We start from the raw sequence: 24,825 nt of genomic DNA, 5'->3' as shown, positions 1-24,825 counted from the left end.
AAGAAGGTTTTTTTATATTAAAGAAAGAAGGGCATCATGTATGATAAACACAACAGTTAAAGCGCCATTTAGGGCCGATCATGTAGGTAGTTTTCTAAGAACAGAACCGATTAAAGAAGCAAGAAAGGCTTATGTGAATGGGGAAATTGATAAAGATGCTTTAAAGGCTATAGAGGATCAAGAGATCGGGAAACTTGTACAAAACCAAATTAAGGTAGGGCTTAAAGCAATAACGGATGGTGAATTTAGACGTTCTTGGTGGCACTTAGATTTCCTATCAGGTTTAGAAGGGGTAGAACTGTTTGAAACGGAATATGTAAGTAACTTCAAAGGTGCTAGAACAAGAAATAATGCTATTAAAGTGGTTGATAAAGTAGGCTTTGATAATCATTATATGGTAGAACACTTTAAGTTCTTACAAGAGGCAGTGGACAAATATGGTGATGGAAGTCAAGTTGCTAAGTTTGCCATTCCAAGTCCCAATATGTTATTCACTAGGATTCAGGGTGATGAGTATTATAACGGGAATAGAGAGCAATTCTATAACGATACCGTAACAGCGTACCAAACAGCCATTCAAGCTTTCTATGATGCAGGCTGTCGCTATTTACAATTAGATGATACTTCTTGGATTGATTTTGTTTCGGAAGAACGCATAAAAGCAGTCGTTGAAAGACTGAACATGGAAGTTAGTGACATCATCGATACTAGAGTAAGTTGTTTAAATGATGCTATTGCTAAGAAACCTGATGATATGGTCATTACCATGCATATTTGTCGTGGAAACTTCAAGTCTACCTATATTACAAGTGGTGGATACGATAATATATCTGATGCGATATTTGCTAACTTAAATGTAGATGGACTCTTCCTAGAATATGATGATAACCGTTCAGGCGATTTTGAACCATTAAAAAACTTTAAACGTGATGACCAAACAGTCGTACTAGGATTGATAACATCTAAATTCCCAGAACTAGAAGATCCAGAAAGTATCAAAGGTAGAATAAAAGAAGCAAGTCAATATATTCCTTTAGAAAACCTAGCATTAAGCCCGCAATGCGGATTCTCTAGCACGGAAGAAGGAAACATATTAACAGAAGAAGAACAGTGGAATAAAATAAGTCACATGATTAAAATTGCTGAGAGTGTGTGGGTAACAACTGAAAGTGTTTCGAACTAAATAATAGATTTGTAGAACCTCTCCCTCCTATTAGTAGGTAGGAGGGAGGTTTACTTAAAAAACGTATCATGCCAAATTTAATGTTGGATTATATATATCTTGTTATAGTTTAAAGCTATAACAAGATATAGTTTTAAACTATATGGTTTGCTCCGCGCTACACTTACTTGTATAAACAAGCGATCATGCTGGCATCATCATATAGTCATTTTATTGGGGGTATATTATGAATCCTATTTCTTTCTTTGAACAAAGTAAATTAAAACCGTTCCACATTCTGTTAGTTTTTTGGTTATTTATCATTCTAATGTTTGAAGGATATGATGTCGTAATCTATGGCGCTACCATTCCCTTCTTAAAAGAATCATGGGGGATTTCAAATATGGTAGCCGGTACTATCGGTAGCTATACAACCATAGGCACAGCTGCTGGTGCGGTACTGTTCGGTCTCTATTCGGATCGATTTGGTCGTAGGCGTATTATTATTTTAACGACACTGCTGTTTAGTATTTTTACCATGCTTTCAGGTTTTGCACCGAATGCCATCATCTTTACGATTTGTCGCGTGATTGCCGGCTTTGGGTTTGGTGGGGTTATGCCGAATATCGCTTCACTTATTTCTGAATATGCACCATTAAAATATCGTGCGGCTATCATTTCTTTTATTTTTTGTGGCTATTCAGTTGGTGCGATGGGTGCGTCCTTCATCGGTCAAGCGTTACTGGCTGATTTCGGATGGCAACCAGTTTACTGGATTGGCGCTATTCCTTTAATTTTTATTCCATTCATGTTAAAAGCGATTCCAGAATCACTTGACTACTTGCTTAATAACAAACAACATGACCGCATTGCGATGGTTGTCGATAAAATTCAACCAAGCGCTGCTACAACACTTGATTTTACGTATAAAAAGGTAGTACAAACACAAAAATCACCCGTTAGTGCTCTTTTCACCAAAAAGTTCGCTGTTACAACGATGATGTTTTGGTTAGCCTGCTTCTGTACATTCATTTTAATGTATTCACTTAATACTTGGTTACCTACATTAATGCTGCAGGCTGGTTATAACTTATCTTCAAGTTTAATGTTTGTTGCTGTATTACAAATCGGTTCGATTGTTGGCACATTAATACTTGGTAATGTCATTCAAAAAATAGGATTTAAAAATGTGTTAATTCCGCTTTATTTGGTTGGTGCTATTTCTTTAACACTAATTGGCTTTTCTACGAATCTATATGTCGCGTACTTTTTAATTTTTCTCATCGGTGCTGCAACAGTTGGTCTGCAAAATATGTCAAATGCATTTGTTGCTTCGTATTATCCTGTCAACATTCGATCGGCAGCACTTGGAAGTACAATGGCCTTTGGTCGCATCGGCTCCATTGTGGCTCCGACTTATGTGGCGGTGTTACTGACCATGAACCTACAGCCACAATTTAACTTTATCGCCATTGGAATTGCTGCTATATTCGGTATGATCGCATTGTTATTTGTTAATGACAAACACGCCGATTATCAAACTGTCCATGAATCAGAGGTAAACAACACGAAAATAGTTCAGTCATTATAAAGCGAAAGGAGGTCGGGGGAAATTCGGACCTCCTTTTTGCATTCGATTTTATCCCGCATTAACGGAAAGTCAAAACCCCCACTGATTGAAGTTTCACTTTATATGTATGCGCCAAATAACAGACTTAAAGAATTTACCAAAACTCCTGTTAAAATCATATCTAGTCACTAAGCTCAATATATGAGATTTTGTTACTTATACAATAGGTGGAGACGCTTTTTGACCTAACCAGCTAATAGAGACTCCTCTGTTATTCAACCGAAGGGCGCTTTAATGAAGTAGCTAAAGTCTAATTTCTCACTTGCAACACCGAGAAATTAGGCTTTTTTATTTGGATTTCCTTAACATTAACATTTTAAATCCGCATTATCCTGACCCTACTCCTAAATCGCTTTTTACTTATTTTGATCTTACCTCGATCGTCATTTTTCTATTTATGTAGGATTTTTAAAGTGTTATAGAACAATCGATTGTTTTTTATCGATATATCGATTATAATTACCGATATAATTAGAGATGGAGGGATATGATGAAAAAGCGGAGAGGGTTTGTACAATTAGCCATCTTACATTTACTCAGAGATGATTCGATGCATGGTTATCAAATCATGAAGGAATTGGAGGATCGTTCGGATGGTCATTATTTGGCTAGTGCGGGTACAGTTTATCCTGCACTTCAAGAATTACAAAATCAGGAAATGATCGATCTTGAGCCTGAAACAGACAAAAAAGTCTATTTTATTAATCAAAAAGGAAAAGATCGTTTGGAGGAGTTTGCGAAGAGTGGAAAAGGAGATTTCTGGGTGGATTGGAAAGAGTGGTCGATTTGGCGGAATTCAACAGAGTCCGTTCAGCTAAAGGAGGCTATCGATCTGTGGGAAGTCGAGATGCGAAAAGCAATGAAGGGAGCAAGAATGAATGCAGAAAAATCTGTAGAATTAATCGCCTTTTTAAAAGAAATAACCGAGCGTCTAAAGAAAGAAAACAGGTAGGGAGGGGGAACTTAAATGAAGTCCTTGAGGAAATTACTTCAATATGTAAAACCCTATACACTTTTCGCCATTTTGGGGCCGTTCTTGATGTGCATTGAAGTAGCGATGGATTTGCTACAGCCGACTATCATGCAGCATATCATTGATGTGGGAATCGCTAATCAAGACAATGCTTATGTCATAAAGCTCGGGCTGCTCATGTTATTGACAGCTTTTGTAGGGTTAATAGGAGGAGCTGGCAGTTCCATTTACAGTACGAAAGCGGCTGTCCATTTTGCAACAGATATTCGTCGTGATGTGTTCAGGAAGACGGAGCAATTTTCCAATCAAAATACCGATTCATTTGGTACTGGAAAATTAATAACCATTGTGACGAATGATATTGCGGCAGTTCAGCAGGCACTTATGATGACATTGCGTGTTTTTGTACGTGGACCGTTGCTATTTATTGGATCAGTGGTCATTGTCTGGTTTACAGCACGTGAATTGTTTCCTGTGTTATTCGTTGCCATCCCGGTTTTAATTGCTTTTATCTATTATTTTTCTGCTAAATCAGGCAAATTGTTTGCAAGAGTGCAAAAAGCGATGGATCAGGTTAATACAAAACTTCAGGAAACTTTGGCAGGTATCCGTGTTATCAAAGCGTTCGATCGTCAAGATTATGAGAAGGAAAATTTCAAAACGGTAAATGATTCGTTAATGAAGCGGAATATGTCGGCCGAGCAAGTCATTCTTACGCTCATGCCTATTATGTTGTTCGTAGTGAATATTGGTGTTGTTGCGGGTCTATGGATGGGGGCGATAAAAGTGAATGAAGGCACACTTCAAGTCGGCGTCATCTTAGCTTTCATTAATTATTTGAACATTATTATGAATGGATTAATGACGAGCAGCCATGTGTTGATGCAGATTACTCGTTCCTTTACTTCAGCAGATCGGATTCACCAGGTACTTGATACGGAAATTGATATTACTGAACCTGAAAGTCTAGCTCTTCTTCCAGCAATACGCGGTGAAGTGGAGTTTAGACAGGTGAATTTTAGTTATAGTAAAAATGGAGAATATGTGTTAAAAAATATTTCTTTTCAGGCTAAAGCAGGTGAGACGATTGGAATTATCGGTTCGACTGGTAGTGGGAAATCGACGCTCGTAAAATTGATTCCACGCCTATACGATCCAGATTCGGGAGCTATCTTGATCGATGGGGTCAACATAAAAGAATATCCTCTGGAAAAACTGCGAACAGCGATTGGTTTTGTTCCGCAAAAAGCCACGCTGTTTTCCGGTACGATTGAGGAGAATTTACGCTTCGGCAAAGAGGAAGCAACAACGCTTGAGATGGAAAGCGTGGCTCAGTCTGCAGCTGCAAGTGAGTTTATAAATAGATTTGACGGAAAATTTGCCCATGAGCTCATGCAAGGAGCGACGAATTTGTCCGGTGGCCAAAAACAACGTCTATCGATGGCGCGTGCATTCATCCGGAAACCGAAATTTTTAATCCTAGATGACTCAACTTCGGCCATTGACGCTTTATCGGAAACAGCGGTGCAACAGGCATTAAAACAAGATTATTCAGATACAACTGTGTTCATCATCTCTGCAAAAATTTCATCGATTATGGATGCCGACCAGATTCTCGTCGTGGATGATGGAAGGATCGAAGCAAGTGGAACACATGAAGAATTACTTGCGAAAAGCCGTGTCTATCACGATATCTATATTACGCAAAGCGGGAAGGAGGTCCATTCCTATGAGTAAAACTTCCTCACAGCCTGTCCCGAATGTAATGGGTCGCGCCCGTGGACCAAGAGGGTTTTCCGGACCGGTTGTTAAAGCGAAGGATAAAAAAGGAACGGTTAAACGAATTTGGCGATATATGGAAGTGCAAAAAGTAGCGCTGATCACAGCGATTATTTTTGTTATCTTTTCTACACTATTAGGCTTATTAGGTCCCTATTTGATTGGGGTCATCATTGATGACTACATCATTCCAAAGGATATTGATGGGACTCTTCGGCTTTTGGTATTATTAGCTTCTGTTTATACGGCTATCTCAATATTCACCTGGTTGCAAACGTTTTTGATGGTCCGCGTATCATTACAGACGATTCGGATATTACGTCAGGATTTATTTAATAAATTTCAGGTATTATCCTTAAGGTTTTTCGATAAACGTACACATGGAGATTTGATGAGCCGAGTGACAAATGATATTGAGAGCTTGAATAATGCGCTCAGTCAAAGCGTTATTCAAATTTTTTCATCCATCTTAATGGTATCAGGTGTTACGATTGCGATGTTTTCACTTAATTGGGTGCTTGCCATTGTGACGCTGTTGATCATTCCAGTGATGATCTTTACGACTAAAAAAATCATCACATACAGCAGCAGTAATTTCATCAAAAGACAGCGAGACTTGGGAGAGTTGAACGGATTTATCGAGGAGTCCATTTCAGGAAACGAAGTGATTACACTCTTTGGGAAAGAGGAAAAGACTATTGCGAAATTCTCGGTGGTTAATGAAAGACTGCGCCATTCGGCAATGGCGGCAGATACGGTATCAGGCTTTCTTGGACCGATTAATAACTTCATTAACAATGCGGGACTAGGATTAGTGATTGGGTTTGGCGCGATTATGACGGTTCAAGGGATGACATCTGTCGGGATCATTGCCGCCTTCGTCACGTATTCCCGCCAATTCTTCCGGCCTATTAACCAACTATCCAGTCTATTGAATACGTTTCAGTCCGCGATAGCTGGCGCTGAGAGGGTGTTTGAAATCATGGATGAAACTCCAGATTTGAAGGATAAAGAGAATCCGATTCCAATCGATTCCTTTCATGGTGATGTCGAATTTTCCAATGTTCACTTTTGCTATGAGGATGAAAAGCCGATCTTGAAAAATATTAATTTTAAAGTAAGGGCAGGCGAGAAAATTGCCTTGGTAGGTCCAACTGGTTCGGGTAAAACGACCATCATCAATCTGTTAATGAGGTTCTATGACATTCATTCTGGTGAAATAAAAATCGATGGTCAGGACATTAGAGATTATAAAATTAGTAAGTTGCGCAAAAAAATTGGTATTGTGCTTCAGGATACCTTTCTATTTTCCGGGACCATCATGGAAAATATCCGTTATGGACGTTTGGAAGCAACCGATGATGAAGTCATTGCTGCGGCAAAAATGGCTTCTGCTCACGGATACATCAAGCATTTACCCGAAAAATATCAAACGTCAATCACATCAGGTGGCTCCAACATAAGTCAGGGACAACGCCAATTGCTTGCGATTGCCAGGGCCATTTTAGCGGATTCAGATATATTGATTCTTGATGAAGCAACATCTAGCATTGATACCAGAACTGAAATTGAAATCCAAGAAGGATTGAATCGCTTAACTGAGGGACGGACAAGCTTTGTAATTGCCCACCGCTTAAAAACAATTGAGAATGCCGACCGGATTTTGGTTATCCATCATGGAGAGATCATTGAATCGGGTACCCATCAGGAACTGTTGCAGGAGAAAGGCTTTTATTTTGACATGTATGATAGTCAGTTTAATATTTGAGGATGAATACTCCCGCCACTTAACTTTCTAACAAAAGTTTGAAGTGGGGGGAAGAAACCCCCCACTGATTGAAGTTTCACTTTATTGTTGTATTAAAGTGTTCATTAATCTTTTGACAAGTTTCGAGAAGGGCAGTTGCTAGCCTTTCCTCATTACCATAAAAACGAGTTGCTGGGAGTGGTATAGAGACAGCACTTAGATTTTTCATACTATCAACAACAACTGCGCCTACCGCACAAATTCCATGAATGTGCTCTTCTTTGGTAAAAGCAACACCTTCTTTACGAACTACTTCTAACTCTTTTAACAGTTCATCTCGATTCGTCATCGTTTTATCTGTGTACTTTGTTAATTGATTGGGTAGGAGCTTTTCAACCTCGGTTGTAGGTAGTGAGGCGAGTATAGCCTTTCCATTTGCCGTGCAATGTAATGGAAAAGATGCTCCGGGTTGTGAAGTCGCTTGTAGTGGATGTGAAGCGATAATTTGATCTACAAAAAGTACCTTTCCGTTATCTAAAACTGAGAGGTCGACGGTTTCATTTACTTCATTTGATAGTTGAATTAAAAATGGCCTAATTTCTTCTCTAAGGTCACTATGGACAGCAGCAGCAAGCATTGCAATCTCAGGACCAAGACGGATACCGCCGTAAGCAGAGGCTTGTGCGACAAAATTTTCATGTTCTAGAGTTTGAACAATTCTTTGCACTGTTGATCGTGCTAATCCCACTTCTTTTGCAATCTGAGATAGGCTTAATCCTTTTGGATGATCCCTAAGAGTCCTCAGTATGTTAGCCGCCCGAGAAATAACTTGAACGTTAGATGTCTTATTTTGATCTTGTTTATCGTTACTCAAACGTATGTACTCCTTCCATCTTATCTACCCATTCAATTATATCTGAAATTTTGATCTTTCATATAGAATTTCTGTCATTGATCAAATATGTAGAAGTTAGCTTTCAAGTTTTTTGTATGAAGGACATGGGGACATGGCTTCGCAACTTACTCATAATCCCGTCACTTAGCAGGTATACTGATTTTACTTTAGAAAGCATTCACAGTTCCGGCTCCAAAACGCCACCATTTACCACATGTAGCTTGTTACATGTGGTAAATGGTGGCGTTTTGTATCATAACTGATGATTGTATGAAGAAAAACAATCTGATTGACAAAGGTGTTATACATTCATTATACTCAAGTTAACCAAATAACGATACAAGTGTACCACATAGTGGTTCATAATTCATTTAGATTGTTGCATACTAGTGATTTTTTAACTAAATTTTTTAAATATTTAAAAATTAGAGGTGGATAGATATGGGTTTGGTAAAAGTCGGCGTAATTGGAGTAGGGAATATAGGCAGCTCACATGTTCAATTACTGGATAAAGGACAAATCGAAGGGGCAACATTAACAGCCATTTGTAGTCGTAATGAAAGTCGAATTGAATGGGTGAAAAATAATACACAAGGAGATGTGCAAATTTTCCGGGATGAAGAGACCTTTTTTAGTGAATCAGGAATTGATGCCGTTCTAATTGCGACGCCCCATTACAGTCATCCAGACCTAGCAAAAACAGCCTTTACGAATGGGATACACGTCCTCATTGAGAAACCAGCAGGGGTTTATACAAAAAATGTGTTGGAAATGAATGGAGCAGCTAAAGCTAGTGGTAAAGTATTTGGTATCATGTATAACCAAAGGGCGAATCCCCTTTATCAAAAGTTACGGGATCTTATTCGTTCAGGAGAACTTGGTGAGATTAAACGAACCAATTTGATTGTGACGGATATTTACCGTTCACAAAGTTATTATGATTCAAGTAAATGGAGAGCCACATGGAAAGGTGAAGGTGGAGGTGTTCTATTAAATCAGGCACTTCACCAATTAGATATTTGGCAGTGGACGACAGGGGATATGCCCAAACGGATTCGTGCAGTATCTAGTGTAGGAAAGTACCATGATATTGAGGTTGAAGATGATGTAACAGCATATGTCGAATATGATAATGGGGCGACGGGTGTATTTATTACTTCAACAGGAGAAGTTCCGGGAACGAATCGCTTTGAGATCATTGGAGATCGCGGGAAAATCGTTGTTGAAAATGAAGAACTTACCTTCTACCAATTAACACAATCAGAACGTGAATTTAATAAGACCTACAAAGGTGGTTTCGGTCATCCAGAATGGAAGGAAATTGATGTTTCTGTAAAAAGTGAAAATGCAAATCATGTAAGGATTATTCAAAACTGGATTGATTCGATTCGTAAAGGTTCACCTTTACTTGCACCAGGTGAAGACGGGGTAAAGGCATTAGAAATTGCCAATGCCATGTACTTATCTTCTTGGTTAAATGAAACAGTAGAATTACCTGTCGACCCCAACTATTATTTTGAAAAATTACAAGAAAAAATTAGTACTTCTACATTCGAGAAAAAGAATGTAACAAACACAACATTAGATGTAAAGGGGACTCATTAATATTTTTAACTAGTGGTTTGTTAGAATCGGAAACGAGGCTTTTGTAAATACAAAATAATCAGTTTAGAAAAATATTGGACAATATACTTTATTGTTTTGGAAATAGGAGGAATAGAGGTGAATACATCGAAATTATGGACAAAAGATTTTATCATCATGTCCGTATCCACTTTTTTTGGGAGTTTGACCTTTTATTTATTAATAACGACTTTAACTGTTTATGCGATTGAAGAATTTAACGCTTCACAAAGCATGGCGGGTCTTGCGTCTAGTATATTTGTAGTGGGTGCACTAGTTTCACGTATTTTTGTTGGAAAATATATTGAGATTGTTGGACGTAAAAAGATGCTTTATGGCGGATTATTTTTATTTTTGATTATGATGTTGTTATATTTTATTGTAGAAAACATGAACGTATTATTATTTATTCGTTTTATTCATGGAGCAGGGTTTGGGGTGTTTACCACAGTTATAGCAACCGTTATCATGGATATTATTCCGAATGAACGTCGTGGAGAAGGAATAAGCTATTTTTCATTAAGTATAACCCTTGCAATGGCGGTTGGCCCCTTCTTAGGTCTTTATATCAGTGAACAAGGAAGTTTTACGATCATATTTGTAGCTTGTACACTTTTCTCTCTCATAAGTACTATTATCTTATTATTTGTGCATATCCCTGAAGGAAACATCACAAAAGAACAGCTTGATGCGATGAAAGGTTTTAAGTTGAAAGATTTTTTCGAAATAAAGGCTGTTCCTATCGCTATCATTATGGCAATTATGGGTTTTGCTTACTCAGGTATCCTGTCATTTATGACTTCTTATGCAAAAGAAATTAATTTAATGGAGGCTGCAAGTTTCTTCTTTCTTGTATATGCTGTTTTCATCTTGATTTCAAGACCATTTACTGGACGGCTATTAGATAAAAGAGGGGATAACATTGTGATGTATCCAGCGTTACTATTATTTGTGATCGGATTAGTTACTCTTAGTCAAGCCAACCAAGGATTCATTCTCCTTTTAGCAGGAGCGCTAATTGGTCTTGGATTTGGAACGATGACTTCTTGCTGTCAAGCTATTGCCATAAAGGAATCACCGCGGCATCGAGTGGGGCTTGCAACCTCGACCTTTTACGTGTTTATAGATTCAGGAGTAGGAATTGGCCCTTTTCTATTAGGGTTTATCATTCCAGTCGTTGGTTTTCGTGGCGTGTATTTAACTTTGGCAGTGGTCGTATTTGCGAGTATTTTTTTGTATTATGTACTCCATGGAAAAAGGAAACTTACAGAAAACAAGTTCCTACAAGCGAGCTAGTATTTACGAGGATTTGAGGACAGTGACTTATAAAAAAACAATCTGGCCCCTTTCTTAAATAAGAAGGGTGTCATTATATATAACAATATAACTATTAAAAGTATTGCCTTATAGAGTGGACTTTTATTGTTTGGATGACCATTAACTGGCTTTTACAAGTAGAGACATGAGGATTTATAGAAAATATAGAATGAAGATACATACGATATGGGGTGGGATTGAATATGATTAAAGGGATTAATCACGTAGGATTAAAAGTAGTAGATATGGAACGTTCATTGGATTTTTATTGTAATAAACTTGGTTTTAAGAAAGCGTTTGAATTGAATCAGCCAAATGGTGAACCGTGGATTGAATACGTGAAAGTTGCTGAAGGGTGCTTTATTGAATTATTTTACCATGGTGTCGAAGGTGTTAAAGAAAGAGAAAATCATATTTGTTTCGAAGTTGAAGATATCCACGGAACAGCGGAAAATTTAAAGAAAAAAGGAGTAACACTAGCAGTAGACATTACTCAAGGGATGAGTTTAAACTACCAGTTCTGGGTAGTAGATCCCGATGGGAATTGGATTGAGTTTATGGAGATGCATCCAGATTCATTACATATGAGAAGTTGATGAAGAAGAAAAGGAACTTAATATAATACGACAATTATAAAGAGAGAGGGAGTTAATAAAGTGATTAGAGTTGTTTCTGACCACTCCCAGGGCTAAAGCTGATGGGGTTCTTTCTCACAAACATCCCACTTACTATCTTCCATAAGAAGTGGGCTTTTTCATTAGGGGGAATTCTGTAAAATGATTTTCATAATCAGTTGTTTCTATTTATAAAAGAAGGGGGACTATTATCGTGAAATTTGAAAAAGTTCGTTGGGGCATTATTGGATGCGGTGATGTGACGGAAGTGAAAAGTGGACCAGCATTCCAAAAAAGTAAAAATTCAGAGTTGGTTGCCGTTATGCGGAGAACCGGTGAACTAGCAAAAGACTATGCGCAAAGACATAATGTTCCGAAATGGTATGATGATGCCGACGCACTTATTAACGATCCAGATGTCGATGCTGTCTATATTGCAACACCACCTAGTTCACATAAAGAATATACAATTAAAGTTGCAAAGGCTGGAAAACCTGTTTATGTAGAAAAGCCAATGGCACTCAATTTTGCTGAATGCAATGAAATGGTAGCTGCTTGCAAGGAGGCTCGCGTTCCTTTATATGTTGCTTACTACCGTAGGGCGCTGCCTCGATTTGTAAAAATAAAAGAGTTGCTAGAAAATAAAGCGATCGGAGACGTTCGTTTCGTATCAATAACACAGTATCAAAAAGCTTCAGAAGATGTGTTGGACTCACAAAATCTCCCGTGGAGGGTTCAACCTGAATTGTCCGGAGGAGGACTGTTTTTTGATTTAGCCAGTCATACGCTCGATTTATTAGATTTTTTACTGGGACCTATTAAAGATGTTCAAGGTTTTACTTCAAATCAAGCAGGCTATTATAGTGCGGAAGATATCGTTACAAGTACCTATCGATTTGAATCTGGAATTCATGGTGTAGGAAATTGGTGTTTTTCTGCTTTTGAAGATGTGGATGTGAATGAAATCGTCGGCAGTAAAGGGAAAATTACCTTTTCCACCTTCGGAAATGATCCCATCGTTTTGACTACTATTAGTGGAACAGAGCAGTGGAATTTTGAAGCGCCACAGCACGTTCATCAACCCCTTGTAGAAACGATTGTAGCTGACTTAACAGGGGATAGCGGTCAGTGCCCAAGTACTGGAGTGACCGGTGCGAGAACAAACTGGGTCATGGGTGAAATAAGCTAGGTAGAGAATTTTTTGATTAGGGATGGGAAAAGGAAGGTAAGATCTGAAAAAGAAGGAAGCTAACATTAAAGTTAATGATTTCTCAAAAAGATTGGGTGCTTAAATGGCATCCAATCTTTTTTGGAAAAAGCTATCAAAAACCATCAAATAATATTCATTAATATCCTTAGCATACAATATTTAAAGATTAAACTTCTATCCGGACTGGCGAACAAGATGATCGGCAAGTCTTATAGCCAAAGCAGTACCGGAAAGAGTTGGACCAGCTGCTGTCAGGGTAGGGAGAACACTATTATCTGCTACATACAAACCTTGAACCCCATGTATTTGACCGTGACGATTTGTCGCTGAAGTTGCGGGATCATCCCCCATTCTGCAAGTACTAGCTTCATGCATATCTGAGCCAGGCGGTCGTAGAACTAAAGTAGACTCATCAAGAGTCACACCCATAGCTGTGGCGGATTGCCTAATTCCTTGCTCAACTAGGCTGGCTGTCTGACGGTCTTGATTACTTAAAGAATATTGAACTTGTTGTAATGGTACACCGAATTCATCCTTTGCGGACGGATCAATGTACACTCTGTTCTCAGCACGGGGTTCAACTCTTCCAAAGGAAGCATAGACAACCATGAGCTGATCTTTAAGTGCCTTATCTTCAAATTGCTGATATGAAAAATATTGATCAGGCCCAAGAATCTGAATTTGATAAGGAGACTCTTTCGTCTCAAATTTCAAAACAGCTAGGTTGCCAAGTTTATCAGAGAACTCCCATCTACTGATGGTTCCGATGGCAATGATGGACACATGGCCTGTTAAATAACGGCCGATAGCAGGCCCCTGGATCCCAGAATTAAGCAATAGACGTGGAGTCTCTAAAGTACTCGCAGATACTACCACATTTTTTGCTCGAATTGTGTGAGCCTTCTTGTCTTCAGAAAAAACCTCGACACCAGAAACTCTCCCATTCCCTGTCAATACTCTTGAGACATAAGCATTTACTGCGAGATCATATGGCCGGTCAAACTTGGCAGCGGCCAGAGCATTGATCGAACTATACCAAGGATTTGAATGAACTTCTCCTTGCCGGGAAGGTGTCATATCAAAAGCAAGTGGCATATCATCTGCTTCCAAAATACCACCTGCATGGAGTTGTTTTAACATCCTATTTTGCATCGATGAACCTTTAGCATAATCCGTTGTGACATGCAATAATTTCTCAGCCATCCCATAATACACATTCAATTCCCCAGGATGGATCGGCCATTTATTAAGCTCAGATCGAATAGGTCTCGGAGTAGCTGCATTCCAAAACAAAGACCTCCCCCCAAGCGCGTATATCATTCTGGCTCCTGAAAATTGGGGTAAACGATCTTCGAAAGTCGTTGAATTGTCTGGAAGGAGCTCGTCTCGGGCTGTATTTACATTCTGTGTGGGAATGTTAAGGGCGTGAGAATGAAATAACTTATCTCCCTTTTCTACTATTCCGATCTTTTTAGCCCCTTGATTTTTCCAAAGTTCACAGAGCCTCTGTAAAGTTGCTCCCCCACCAGGACCGCTTCCCACAATAAGGACGTCGTAATTTGTCTTTGACATTTCTTCAAGTGACTTTGTAGGAATCCAATTATTTTTATATTTCACCACCATAGCCATCACTCCCTTTAGAAACATTTCTTTTAAAGGTATGCTCGACTGTTTATCAATATGAAATGTAAAAAAAACAAGAAATAGTTAAAAACTATTCCTTGTTTTACTCTCTCTTTAATCTTCAATAGGAAACCATCCAGGTGTGTTCACAATCACTTGCCAAAGAGGATCTGGCACGATAAGACGAGATTGAGCATCTTTTTTTAGTTTTGTCTCAATTTCAGACTCTCTTCCTTGCTTAACTTTCTCAACCCAATCAGGGTCGATGATGAGTCCTCGACCGATTGCAATCATTGAAACACCACTTTGGATAGCTTTTAAAGCATCTTCTGCTGTGTAGATTGATCCTACACCAATCACAGGAACTCTTTCTCCAACTCTCTCCTGAATAATTTCAAGGCGAGATCGGGAATCTTCAACACCCCGTCGTGGAGATGACCAGAACTCCCCTAAGGAGACATGGAGGTAATCAAGCTCTTTACTAGCCAAAACATCCACTAATGCAAGAGTGTCTGCCATTGTAATTCCTGGTGTTTCAGGTTCCTCTGGTGAGAATCTATATCCAACGAGAAATGGTTCTTTCGCATGTTTGGCAACTACCTTTTTCACTTCATCTACAACAGCAATTGGAAATGTTAATCTTTTTTCAAAACTGCCGCCGTACTGATCTTCACGTCGGTTGGAATGTGGTGAAAAGAACTGCTGAATTAAATATCCATTAGCTCCATGTAATTCAACCCCATCAAATCCAGCTTCGATCGCTCTCCGGGTAGACTCGCCAAAATCACGAATAATGGATTGAATTTCTATCTCAGTCAAAGCGCGAGGAACTTGATCTGATACTACGCCTTGTTCTGCCGGAACAGCACTAGCGCTTACAATTTCTCCATCTGGAACTAAATCTGGTGGACACATCCGACCACCATGGAAAATTTGCAGGACTGCTTTTGCTCCTTGTTCTTTAATAGCAGAAGCTAGTCTGCGTAAACTTGGAATCAAGTCATCACGATCGCTTCCAAATTCACCCTGAAATCCTTTTCCATTAGCTGTGACATATGCACAAGCTGTGACAACCATTCCGACTCCATTTGAACGGCGACTATAATACGCTATTTCCTCATCTGAGACTGTACCGTCTTGATTTGAAGAAAAATTGGTCATCGGTGCCATAATGATACGATTATCTAATAGAATTCCACTTCGCAAGGTAATTGGTTGGAATAGTGTTTCATATTTTGGATTCATAATTCTCGACCTCCGTATATTAGTGAACCTCTTTATTATACTTTTACGATATAAAAGATACAGTAAATATGCTTAAGTATTATTCAGTAAATTATTCATGGGAAAAGAGAGAACCAGGTTACTCCACAAGGACGCATTTCTATAATTGTGAAGTATTACACAAAATAAAACCCGCTTTTATTTTGTGCTACAGAATGAAATATAACGTATCATCACCCTAAATTTGTAGAGTTAACTTTGCAGAAGCTTTGTATAATCCTGCAATAATATACTATATGCCATTTAATTTAAGATGTATCATTCTATGAAGATACCTCGAAAGGAGTTACCCTCATGGATATTACATCATTATTATTTTACAGTTTTATTGTTACATTTACACCAGGACCTACTAACATTGTCATATTATCGACAGTGCATAATTTTGGGCCAAAAAAGGCAATGGAATATACGTATGGAGCAACGATTGCTTTTGGTTCATTACTTGGTATTTCTGCTATGTTGAATACGGTGCTTATAACGGTCATACCAAAAATTTTAATTGGTATGCAGATTATCGGAACCATTTATATGTTATATCTCGCCTATCAAATTTACAAAATGGATACATCAGCACCAACTGACAACAAAGCTGGCACTTTTATCTCAGGCTTTCTTATGCAGTTTTTAAATCCAAAGGTAGTACTATTTACGCTGACTGTCATTCCTAGCTTTGTTTTGCCTTATTATACCGACATATCAGCTGTGACAATAAGTGTTATAGTTATAACGATCATTGGATTTTTAGCATTTATTACATGGGTTCTTTTCGGTGCAATCTTCAAGCAGTTTTTACAGAAGTATAAAAGAACAGTTAATGTAATAATGGCATTATGTTTAGTTTATGCTACAATCATGATCTGGATGTAGGGTAGCATTTAAGAGGTGAATTAAGTGGAGAAATTTATCTATAAAAAGTCGGCAGATATTACTGCGTTGTCAGCGAGTATTACTGATTTTTCATATAAAAAGCACTCTCACAAGGAGTATGCAATAGGTGTAACATTGCGTGGTATTCAACATTATAACTTGGATGGCAGTTTACAATTATCCTATCAAAATGGTGTTATGCTTTTTAATCCAGAACAGGCACATGACGGAATGGCACATGATGAGGCAGGCCTTGATTATGTGATGCTATATATTGAGCCACAATTGTTTTTAGAGGCTACTCGGAAAAAGGATATCGTACGTTTTTCAACCCCTATTGTGTATGATTATAGACTTGAACAAAGAATATTAAGTCTTTCTCATGCAATATTAAGCGAAAAAGATGAGGCTTTTTGCAGTGAATTATTCTTATCCCTTACAGATAGCCTTATTCAAACGAATCTTTCTACAGGCCTTAAGAAAGATAACGTTCTAATTGGAAAAGCAAAGGATATGCTTCATGCCAACTTAGAAAATGTACTTAAACTTGACAAGATATGTAAAGAACTTGATTTATCAAAATTTCAGTTTATCAGGTTATTCAAGGCTCAGACTGGAATTACACCATACCAATACTTTCTTAACTGCAAGATAGAACGTGCCAAGCAGTTAATAGAAAGAAATAGAGATATTTATTCTGCCGTAGCTGAATGTGGTTTTGTTGATTTAACCCATTTAAATAAACACTTTAAAAGCGTATATGGAACAACAGCATTTGAATATATGTCACATTTAAATTAAGAGGGGAATAAAATTGACTTTAAAAGTAGGCGATATTATTAGATGTTTGCCAAAAAGAGTCCCACTGCTTTAGCTGTGGGATTGGTCAATCTTAAAATGAGTATGTTTCGCCGTCATCTGGCACTAAAACATTAGAGGAGATTCCTTTTTCGTTAACAAAGCTTTTTAATTCTACTCTGGATAATGTCCAATGATTGACAGCTTCCATATGGCTAGCAATAATTTTTGCGTATGGGGCAGCCTTATGCACTTCATGGACATCATCTTTCCCCATTACTAGAGAACCGCCTTCTAGGAATTGATTATCTCCAGCGTTTACAACAATGATTTCTGGTTTGTGTGTTTCGATTACTTGTTGAATCGCTTCATACCAAACCGTATCTCCAGCTACATATAAAGTTTTTTCATTTGGGTGTTTGAAGACAACGCCACACACTAGACCAGCAACTTTCAGTATTTCTCCTCTTCCATGCTCACCTTTTGTTTTAGTCAATTGGATACCCTTAAAAACTGTATCTTCATGTAAAACTTCTACATTTTGAAAACCAGCGTTTCGAATTTCAGTAGCATCTTCTTCATTTTGTACAAACATTTTTATATCTTTTGACAATACATCTATGGCAACATCATCCCAATGGTCTAAATGTAGATGCGTTACAATGACAGCATCTACATGATTAATGATATTATCAATTGATGTTGGTAAGCTAACTAAAGGATTATTTTGATCTTGTCTTAATGAATTGGGGAAAGGCGGGTAAGTACCCTTATCTGCTAAAAATGGATCAATTAAAAACTTTTTCCCTGCATATTCGACAACTAGTGTAGCATTTCGAATTTGTTCTATATTCATATTTATAACTCCTTTTTTTGATTTACGTATAGTTTATACTATGACTAACTAGCAGATACATAGATAAAATCAAGTCTTTTTGCTGTTTGACTTGATAAATGAAAGGATTTGAATAAATGTTAGATAGCACGGATATGCGTATCTTAGACGAACTATCCAAGAACAGTCGGATCACTATGAAAGAATTGGGGGAGAGAGTCCATTTGACTGGGCAAGCTGCTTCAGCAAGAGTTGCGAAATTAGAGGATAATGGGATTATTGAGGGATATACAATTAAAGTGAATCAAGTTAAATTAGGGTGTTTTATACATGCTTTTATTACGATCATTACACAAAGTATGTATCATCAACCTTATCTCTCATTTATAAAAATACAAGAACAATACATAATAAATAACTATAAAATCAGTGGGGATGGTTGTTACCTTCTCGAATGCAAATTTCCATCTAATGAATTATTAGACCAATTTTTAGAGGACTTAAACGAGCATGCAAACTATAAATTATCGATTGTTATTAAGAAATAGCGCAGTAATAAAACTGACGAATGCTTGATCTGGGGTTTGATAATCCGGGATTTTCCGCAGCAACTCATTCATCCATGTTTCCACATCATTCAAAGTGAGGAGAACATAGTATCAACATACATGAAGTGGATTCCTGCATAACACTCATGCGCTTAGACGGTAGTTTTGCTGACAAATGGTAGTTTGTTATAGGATAATGGTGATGTATTTGATGGGAAAAATATTAGGGGGGAACTCCAAAAAGAAGGAAGTGCTAAACGATGAATTTAGAAATGGTTATGCAGGAGCTTGAAGCCCTTGGCAAGGAACGAACTAAAAAAATGTACATATCCAATGGTGCGCATGAGCCGCTTTTTGGCGTGGCAACAGGTGCAATGAAGCCAATAGCTAAGAAAATAAAAATCAATCAAACATTAGCTGAAGAGCTTTATGCCACAGGGAACTACGACGCAATGTACTTTGCAGGCATTATTGCAGATCCAAAAGCAATGACAGAGTCGGATTTTGATCGTTGGATGGATTTGGCCTATTTTTATATGCTGTCCGATTATGTGGTAGCAGTAACTTTAGCGGAAGCAGATATTGCACAAGAAGTTGCTGATAAATGGATCGCAAGCGGTAAAGAGCTGAGAATGTCAGCGGGCTGGAGTTGTTACTGTTGGCTTTTAGGGAATCGCTCAGACGTTGAATTTTCCGAGAGCAAGATTGCCAACATGATTGAAATTGTGAAAAATACGATTCACGATTCGCCAGAACGAACGAAATCTGCTATGAATAATTTTCTATACACTGTTGGGATATCATATTTGCCGCTCCATGAAAAGGCGGTCGAAACTGCAAAGGTAGTAGGTCCAGTAGAAGTCAAACGGGACAAGAAAAAAAGTAGTTTCCCACATGCTTACGAAAGTATTCAAAAGGAAGTAGATAAAGGGAAGCTTGGTTTCAAACGCAAATATGTAAGATGTTAAACAGTAGACTCTCATCAGGAACAATATTTAAATATCGAGGGCGTTGATCCAAGATGGATGGATGCCCTTTTTTTGTTGTAGTTATTTAACAATAGGAGCAGATTCGTGTAACAAGTTATTAATGGAATAGTTTAAAGGTATAGAATGTCAGCCCAGAGATATTTTAGAATACAAAAGTAATGAAGACAATCAAGAATAATAGACAACAAATTTCTTCAAAAAATGCAGAGTTCCATGTTAAAGTGAAATAAATGAAAGGTGTTCACAATTCATCTTTGTGAACGCCTATTTTTTATCAAAGATACAGATTCTTTTTGAAAAATATTACAATTATTCAGAAAATTATATTATACTATAATAGACCCGAAAAAATGATAGCGATTACAACTTGGCGAGAGGAGACTTTTTATGTCTATTTCCAAAAGTGCATTACAGGATCCATACACAAACGAAACACATCAACAAATGGTAGGAAAGAACCCTGCTCAAAAAGCAAAAAAACCAAGTGAAATTTTGCTAATTACGGTTTTAATGTTTGGTTATTCCTTGCTTTACATGGACAAAAATATGATTTCGACAGCGATTATCCCTATTGCAGAGCAGTACAATTTCACAACAAGTCAGACAGGATTAATAATGAGTTTGTTTTTCTTAGGCTACTCCTTAATGCAAATTCCAGGTGGATGGTTAGCAGATAAAATTGGCTATAAAAAGGTATTAATTATATCTCTTTCACTGATTACTGTATTTACATTTGCATTTGGTTTTGTAGGAAGTCTTCTTTTATTTATTTTGATTCGTTTCGCAGCAGGTGTTGGACATGCAGGCTATCCATCAAGTACGTCAAAAAGTATTGCAGTGAATTTCTCGAAAGATAGGCGGACTTTTATCCAATCTCTAATATTATCTACAAGCGGAATTGGAGGAATCCTAGCTTTCCTATTTGGAGCAAGACTAATAGATTTGGACTGGCACTATGCTTATTATGTATTAGGTACATTATTTTTCATTTCGTTAATATTGGTTATTTTCTTTGTGCCTAACGGTACTACAATAGAGAAAAGGAAGGTTGAACCAAAACAAACTAGTTTTAAATCAGTCATTTTGAATCGAAATGTAATCACTCTATTTATGGTTATGGTTTTAGTCAATATGGCTTTTTACGGAAATATGTCTTGGCTGCCATCTTTCTTAAAAGCAAAATTCGCATTATCGATAAGTACAGTTGGAACGATCCTGGCTATCAACGCAGTTGGGGGAACAATCGCTTCCTTATTAGCAGGCATTTTATTGACAAAATTTTTTGTTGATAAAGAAAAAGTATTATTTTTAAGTAGTTCGATCCTATCAGCTGCAGCGTTTGCAGGTTTGGTGCTTTCTGATTCATTGGCAGTATCTATTGGCTTGTTATATGTGCTTACATTTTTATTAACCATTATCTTTGTTGGGGTATTCTCTTGGCCACACAAAATCCTGCCTGAAAAAGTAATTGGTTCATCCGTTGGGATTATCAATACGGGTTCGACACTTGGTGGCTTTGTAGCCCCAATGACTTTTGGCGCTTTAATTACTCTATTTGGCGGATCTTTCTCAATCGTGTTTATTAGTTTGTCAGTAGTGATGGTTATCGCCGGGTTTATTGTTCTTGCGGTTAAAACAAAATAACGGGAGGATCGATCCATTATAAAAAAAGAAAAGTGGAAATGGATATTCTAGTACTGAAAAAAGTGAAAAATATAGGTACATAAACACGCTTTTTATTTGCTCGCGTATCAAGATTTATAGAGTTCATTCAATCAAACTTTATTTCAAAGCTACATGTACAGCTTCAAGTGTGGGACAGCATTTGTTCCATTCTAAAGAACGTAGAAAGAAATAGTATGACTAAACTATAAAAAATAAGAAGACCAGAGATATTACTCCATCAAAAATGAACATTTTAATGGAATAACATCTCTGGTCTTTTATAAAACTCCTTTAATTGCGATTATAAACTCATATAAGAAGTATCCCGCAAAACCTATTAAAATAAATCCAGCGATGATGGATACCCATTTTATCATCGTTCGATTCATAATTTTTCTTGTTATCGTAACGATTAATAGGAGACCAATATCATGGACTAGGATACCAGCTAATAAACCTGCTCCAACGATTAAAAATTTTGTCGGTTGTATAGACTCATAGGAATCGGCAAGTACAGCTCCAAAAACGGAAATCCAAAACACGAGATTTCCTGGTGAAATGGCTACTAGTAATCCATTACGATATGAGCTAAAAAATGATTGATTTGGTCTATCACCAGTTAATGTAATATCCTGATCCGAGTTTTTGATAGAGTCATAACCTAAAAATGCTAAGAAACAGGCCCCAATTAGCCACATTGGTATTTGAATGTAAGGGGTAGAAAGTATAGATGCCAATCCTAAATATAAGGAAATAATTAATAAGAGATCGACCGTCATTCCACCTAATCCTACAGCCCACCCATGTAAAAAACCCTTTTTTAGACCTTGCTTCGTCATTTCAACAGTCATTGCTCCTACAGGCATGGCAATTGCCAGACCAGCTAGAAGATACGTAAAAAATAAACTCAAAAAGAACACATCTTTCAAATTTGATTCCTTCATACGTCCGTTTATATACATAATATTAGCATAAAAATACAAATGAAACATAAATAATTATGCAAAAATAAGTAATTTTATTCAATCTCATGTACACATACAATGCTTGACCCTATTCTATTTTTATACGAGATATGAAACTAGGCTCTAGACTCGTTGATTGTTTTCCTAATACCTTTACTCATAAACGACTTTTTAAAATCGACCTTTGCAGTTAAGACACCGAATAAAACAAGAGCTGCCCCTAAATAACCCCTTGCTGGGAGTACTTCTTCTACGAAAATAAAAGCAAGGAATGCGGCAAAAATGGGTTCTAATGAAAAGATAAGCCCTGTGTGTGTGGGTGTCGTATATTTTTGGGCTGCAGTTTGACCGATAAATCCAATGGCGCTACATAGTATGCTTAATGCCAAAATCGAAAACCATGATGTAGAAGTGCTAGGAAGATGTGGCTGTTCCCACCATAAAGAAAATAGTAGCCCCCATGCTCCGGTAAAGCCAAGTTGTAAAACTCCAAGAGTAATGGAATCCACATTCTTCGTCAATTTATCTGTAGCAATAATGTGGATGGCATAAAAAAGGGCACCTAAAATGATGAGGAAATCTCCAGAACTAATTTGGAAATCATGATTTAACGTTAACAGAGCAATTCCTACTATCGAGAAGACTACGCCAAAAGCAATTCTTTTTTCAGGTTTTTTTCTAAAAAAGAGGGCTAATAATAACGGGACAAATACGACTGTAAGACTAAATAAAAAGCCTGCATTGGAAATGGAGGTGGATGTTAATCCGATCGTGACAACAGAAATTGCCAAAAATAAGATGGACCCTAATATAAATCCAGATTTAATCGTTTGAAAATCAAGATGCATGAAGCGTTTGTAAAAAACGACCCCAGCTAAAATAAAGGCGATACCAAAGCGTAAGGCTATCAAGTTAAATTCCTGGATAGAATCAAGCCCCATCTTCATAAATAAATAGGACGAACCCCAAAACATCGTAACCATAATCATCATAAAATCTGCTTTCAATTGAGTGTTCATACCAATCCTTTTTAATTTCTCTAACTTTTTAATCCCATTCATTTTTCATCACCTAACCTATCACAAATTGATTATTTTTTAGTATAATTGTAAAATTCAAATAAGAAAAATGAATGTTTTTAAGTAATTAGATGAAAAAAATTCATGTAAATGGAGTGATGAAATTGTCGCTTGCGAAGTTTGAGATATTTAATACCGTTGTAGAATTAGGGAGCCTTACTAAAGCGGGAGAAACACTCGGTCTAACTCAATCCGCTGTTAGTCATGCCATTGCTAGCCTTGAATCAGAATGGGGATTTTCTATCCTTACTAGAGGGCGTGCAGGTGTTAATTTGACTAGTAACGGAGAGCATGTCTTACGATACATACGTGAAATTCTAAAATGGAATGAAGAAATGGTTCAAGAAATAGCTAATATTAATGGTCTAGAAATTGGTGTAGTACGTATTGGCACATTTTCAAGTGTTTCGGCCCAATGGCTGCCTGAAATCTTGGGGAATTTTAGTGAGTTGTATCCTTCCATCGAAATTAAGCTGCTAGAAGGGGATTATGATGACATTGAGTATTGGATATCGAATGGAATTGTTGATTTTGGTTTTGTCTCGATCCCGACCTCCTATGCTTTTGAAGTGATTTCCTTAAAAAAAGATCCAATGCTTTGTATCCTCTCTGATGATCATCCCCTTGCTCACCAAAGTGAGATAAGCTTTGAAAAAATCCAAGAGGAGCAGCTAATTATGTCGAAGAAAGGGAGCGATAATGACTTAAGGCGGATCTTAGCAGAAAACAATGTAACACCTAAAATTAAATTTGAACTTGCCGATGATCAAGCCATATTTTCAATGGTTCAACATGGTATGGGAATCAGTATCCTCCCTGAAATGGCTTTATATCGAATTCCCAATAATGTTCGCATCCTTAACTTAGAACAAGAGAATTATCGCACAATTGGTATCGCTGCTACATCTTTTAAAACCCTTGCTCCAGCCACGAAAAAGTTCATTGAATATCTGAAATCATGGGCAAGTGATCCTTCACATTTCAATTCGATATGACATACCACAAGTTTTATCGAAGGAATTGTAGCGTTCAAAATATAAATCGCAAAAATTAAAGCAAAATGTCATCCTGTGAAACGACAAGAGTTAATTATTAAGCAGCTTGAAAACACTTTGAAGGAAGAAAAAAATAAGTAGCCTCGCTCATGAAAGGGGAATTTTCAAAAAATGTAATTGAATGTTATTCAACTTTGTAGTGCTTTCCTATAGAAAGGAGAAAA

General features: G+C 37.4%; 21 protein-coding genes. 15 read left to right on the top strand and 6 right to left on the bottom strand.

What is annotated here, in order from left to right:
- Positions 1 to 40 precede the first annotated feature (40 nt).
- The 5 genes from JNUCC23_RS17870 (at position 41) to JNUCC23_RS17850 (ending at position 7,312) form a co-directional block, all read left to right on the top strand.
- Positions 41 to 1,183, top strand: a complete 1,143-nt coding sequence (locus JNUCC23_RS17870) for a 5-methyltetrahydropteroyltriglutamate--homocysteine S-methyltransferase (RefSeq protein ID WP_454212770.1) — start codon at positions 41 to 43, stop codon at positions 1,181 to 1,183.
- A 226-nt stretch (positions 1,184 to 1,409) separates the two neighbouring features.
- A complete protein-coding gene (locus JNUCC23_RS17865; RefSeq protein ID WP_454212768.1) occupies positions 1,410 to 2,753 on the top strand; it encodes an MFS transporter in 1,344 nt (447 codons plus the stop codon).
- A 529-nt stretch (positions 2,754 to 3,282) separates the two neighbouring features.
- Positions 3,283 to 3,744, top strand: coding sequence for a PadR family transcriptional regulator (locus JNUCC23_RS17860; RefSeq protein WP_454212766.1), 462 nt, complete (start codon positions 3,283 to 3,285; stop codon positions 3,742 to 3,744).
- A gap of 15 nt (positions 3,745 to 3,759) precedes the next feature.
- Positions 3,760 to 5,502, top strand: a complete 1,743-nt coding sequence (locus JNUCC23_RS17855; RefSeq protein WP_454212764.1) for an ABC transporter ATP-binding protein — start codon at positions 3,760 to 3,762, stop codon at positions 5,500 to 5,502.
- Complete coding sequence (locus JNUCC23_RS17850; protein ID WP_454212762.1) at positions 5,495 to 7,312, top strand: ABC transporter ATP-binding protein; 1,818 nt, start codon at positions 5,495 to 5,497, stop codon at positions 7,310 to 7,312. Before JNUCC23_RS17855 ends, JNUCC23_RS17850 begins: the two co-directional genes overlap by 8 nt.
- Positions 7,313 to 7,388: 76 nt before the next feature.
- Here the strand turns inward: JNUCC23_RS17850 and JNUCC23_RS17845 are convergent, their stop codons facing one another.
- Positions 7,389 to 8,165, bottom strand: coding sequence for an IclR family transcriptional regulator (locus JNUCC23_RS17845; RefSeq protein WP_403068384.1), 777 nt, complete (start codon positions 8,163 to 8,165; stop codon positions 7,389 to 7,391).
- Positions 8,166 to 8,627: 462 nt separating this feature from the next.
- Here JNUCC23_RS17845 and JNUCC23_RS17840 point away from each other — a divergent pair, with 462 nt between their 5' ends.
- The 4 genes from JNUCC23_RS17840 to JNUCC23_RS17825 all read left to right on the top strand — a co-directional run bounded on the left by JNUCC23_RS17840 (position 8,628) and on the right by JNUCC23_RS17825 (position 12,929).
- The gene (locus JNUCC23_RS17840; protein ID WP_454212760.1) at positions 8,628 to 9,791 is read left to right on the top strand and encodes a Gfo/Idh/MocA family protein; all 1,164 of its coding nucleotides are present in this window, start codon (positions 8,628 to 8,630) and stop codon (positions 9,789 to 9,791) included.
- A gap of 117 nt (positions 9,792 to 9,908) precedes the next feature.
- A complete protein-coding gene (locus tag JNUCC23_RS17835; protein WP_454212758.1) occupies positions 9,909 to 11,105 on the top strand; it encodes an MFS transporter in 1,197 nt (398 codons plus the stop codon).
- Between the two features lie 224 nt (positions 11,106 to 11,329).
- Positions 11,330 to 11,722 (top strand): VOC family protein, encoded by a 393-nt coding sequence (locus JNUCC23_RS17830; RefSeq protein WP_454212756.1) that lies wholly within the window; start codon positions 11,330 to 11,332, stop codon positions 11,720 to 11,722.
- A 232-nt stretch (positions 11,723 to 11,954) separates the two neighbouring features.
- Positions 11,955 to 12,929, top strand: a complete 975-nt coding sequence (locus JNUCC23_RS17825; protein WP_403068396.1) for a Gfo/Idh/MocA family protein — start codon at positions 11,955 to 11,957, stop codon at positions 12,927 to 12,929.
- A 195-nt stretch (positions 12,930 to 13,124) separates the two neighbouring features.
- Here JNUCC23_RS17825 and JNUCC23_RS17820 read toward each other — a convergent pair whose 3' ends face one another.
- Positions 13,125 to 14,573, bottom strand: a complete 1,449-nt coding sequence (locus tag JNUCC23_RS17820) for a GMC family oxidoreductase (RefSeq protein WP_253722321.1) — start codon at positions 14,571 to 14,573, stop codon at positions 13,125 to 13,127.
- Positions 14,574 to 14,687: 114 nt separating this feature from the next.
- Complete coding sequence (locus tag JNUCC23_RS17815) at positions 14,688 to 15,818, bottom strand: NADH-dependent flavin oxidoreductase (protein WP_454212753.1); 1,131 nt, start codon at positions 15,816 to 15,818, stop codon at positions 14,688 to 14,690.
- Positions 15,819 to 16,151: 333 nt separating this feature from the next.
- Here JNUCC23_RS17815 and JNUCC23_RS17810 point away from each other — a divergent pair, with 333 nt between their 5' ends.
- Complete coding sequence (locus JNUCC23_RS17810) at positions 16,152 to 16,727, top strand: LysE family translocator (RefSeq protein WP_454212751.1); 576 nt, start codon at positions 16,152 to 16,154, stop codon at positions 16,725 to 16,727.
- A 24-nt stretch (positions 16,728 to 16,751) separates the two neighbouring features.
- Entirely contained in the window at positions 16,752 to 17,528 is a 777-nt protein-coding gene (locus tag JNUCC23_RS17805) for an AraC family transcriptional regulator (RefSeq protein WP_403068409.1), read from the top strand.
- A gap of 91 nt (positions 17,529 to 17,619) precedes the next feature.
- Here JNUCC23_RS17805 and JNUCC23_RS17800 read toward each other — a convergent pair whose 3' ends face one another.
- Positions 17,620 to 18,381 carry an MBL fold metallo-hydrolase gene (locus tag JNUCC23_RS17800; protein ID WP_403068412.1) on the bottom strand — a complete coding sequence of 254 codons (762 nt, stop codon included), beginning with the start codon at positions 18,379 to 18,381 and terminating at the stop codon, positions 17,620 to 17,622.
- 116 nt (positions 18,382 to 18,497) lie between these two features.
- Here JNUCC23_RS17800 and JNUCC23_RS17795 point away from each other — a divergent pair, with 116 nt between their 5' ends.
- The 3 genes from JNUCC23_RS17795 to JNUCC23_RS17785 all read left to right on the top strand — a co-directional run bounded on the left by JNUCC23_RS17795 (position 18,498) and on the right by JNUCC23_RS17785 (position 21,541).
- Positions 18,498 to 18,908: an Lrp/AsnC family transcriptional regulator gene (locus JNUCC23_RS17795; protein ID WP_062176170.1), complete on the top strand. Its 411-nt coding sequence runs from the start codon at positions 18,498 to 18,500 to the stop codon at positions 18,906 to 18,908.
- A gap of 260 nt (positions 18,909 to 19,168) precedes the next feature.
- Positions 19,169 to 19,876, top strand: a complete 708-nt coding sequence (locus JNUCC23_RS17790; RefSeq protein ID WP_403068416.1) for a DNA alkylation repair protein — start codon at positions 19,169 to 19,171, stop codon at positions 19,874 to 19,876.
- Positions 19,877 to 20,284: 408 nt separating this feature from the next.
- Positions 20,285 to 21,541 carry an MFS transporter gene (locus JNUCC23_RS17785; RefSeq protein WP_454212748.1) on the top strand — a complete coding sequence of 419 codons (1,257 nt, stop codon included), beginning with the start codon at positions 20,285 to 20,287 and terminating at the stop codon, positions 21,539 to 21,541.
- A 299-nt stretch (positions 21,542 to 21,840) separates the two neighbouring features.
- Here the strand turns inward: JNUCC23_RS17785 and JNUCC23_RS17780 are convergent, their stop codons facing one another.
- Positions 21,841 to 22,473: a LysE family translocator gene (locus JNUCC23_RS17780; protein WP_454212746.1), complete on the bottom strand. Its 633-nt coding sequence runs from the start codon at positions 22,471 to 22,473 to the stop codon at positions 21,841 to 21,843.
- A gap of 170 nt (positions 22,474 to 22,643) precedes the next feature.
- Positions 22,644 to 23,546: a DMT family transporter gene (locus JNUCC23_RS17775; RefSeq protein WP_454216129.1), complete on the bottom strand. Its 903-nt coding sequence runs from the start codon at positions 23,544 to 23,546 to the stop codon at positions 22,644 to 22,646.
- A 164-nt stretch (positions 23,547 to 23,710) separates the two neighbouring features.
- Here JNUCC23_RS17775 and JNUCC23_RS17770 point away from each other — a divergent pair, with 164 nt between their 5' ends.
- Complete coding sequence (locus JNUCC23_RS17770) at positions 23,711 to 24,601, top strand: LysR family transcriptional regulator (protein ID WP_454212744.1); 891 nt, start codon at positions 23,711 to 23,713, stop codon at positions 24,599 to 24,601.
- Positions 24,602 to 24,825 lie beyond the last annotated feature (224 nt).

Source organism: Peribacillus sp. JNUCC 23, assembly GCF_053653995.1.
Note: the sequence above shows the minus strand (reverse complement) of the source record. Positions and strands in the feature narration are given on the sequence as shown.

Bases quoted from the DNA above. Each gene is read 5' to 3' on its own strand.
- JNUCC23_RS17870 (WP_454212770.1), top strand. From the start codon at position 41: ATGATAAACACAACAGTTAAAGCGCCATTTAGGGCCGATCATGTAGGT.
- JNUCC23_RS17865 (WP_454212768.1), top strand. From the start codon at position 1,410: ATGAATCCTATTTCTTTCTTTGAACAAAGTAAATTAAAACCGTTCCAC.
- JNUCC23_RS17860 (WP_454212766.1), top strand. From the start codon at position 3,283: ATGAAAAAGCGGAGAGGGTTTGTACAATTAGCCATCTTACATTTACTC.
- JNUCC23_RS17855 (WP_454212764.1), top strand. From the start codon at position 3,760: ATGAAGTCCTTGAGGAAATTACTTCAATATGTAAAACCCTATACACTT.
- JNUCC23_RS17850 (WP_454212762.1), top strand. From the start codon at position 5,495: ATGAGTAAAACTTCCTCACAGCCTGTCCCGAATGTAATGGGTCGCGCC.
- JNUCC23_RS17840 (WP_454212760.1), top strand. From the start codon at position 8,628: ATGGGTTTGGTAAAAGTCGGCGTAATTGGAGTAGGGAATATAGGCAGC.
- JNUCC23_RS17830 (WP_454212756.1), top strand. From the start codon at position 11,330: ATGATTAAAGGGATTAATCACGTAGGATTAAAAGTAGTAGATATGGAA.
- JNUCC23_RS17820 (WP_253722321.1), bottom strand. From the start codon at position 14,573: ATGGTGGTGAAATATAAAAATAATTGGATTCCTACAAAGTCACTTGAA.
- JNUCC23_RS17815 (WP_454212753.1), bottom strand. From the start codon at position 15,818: ATGAATCCAAAATATGAAACACTATTCCAACCAATTACCTTGCGAAGT.
- JNUCC23_RS17810 (WP_454212751.1), top strand. From the start codon at position 16,152: ATGGATATTACATCATTATTATTTTACAGTTTTATTGTTACATTTACA.
- JNUCC23_RS17800 (WP_403068412.1), bottom strand. From the start codon at position 18,381: ATGAATATAGAACAAATTCGAAATGCTACACTAGTTGTCGAATATGCA.
- JNUCC23_RS17795 (WP_062176170.1), top strand. From the start codon at position 18,498: ATGTTAGATAGCACGGATATGCGTATCTTAGACGAACTATCCAAGAAC.
- JNUCC23_RS17790 (WP_403068416.1), top strand. From the start codon at position 19,169: ATGAATTTAGAAATGGTTATGCAGGAGCTTGAAGCCCTTGGCAAGGAA.
- JNUCC23_RS17785 (WP_454212748.1), top strand. From the start codon at position 20,285: ATGTCTATTTCCAAAAGTGCATTACAGGATCCATACACAAACGAAACA.
- JNUCC23_RS17775 (WP_454216129.1), bottom strand. From the start codon at position 23,546: ATGAACACTCAATTGAAAGCAGATTTTATGATGATTATGGTTACGATG.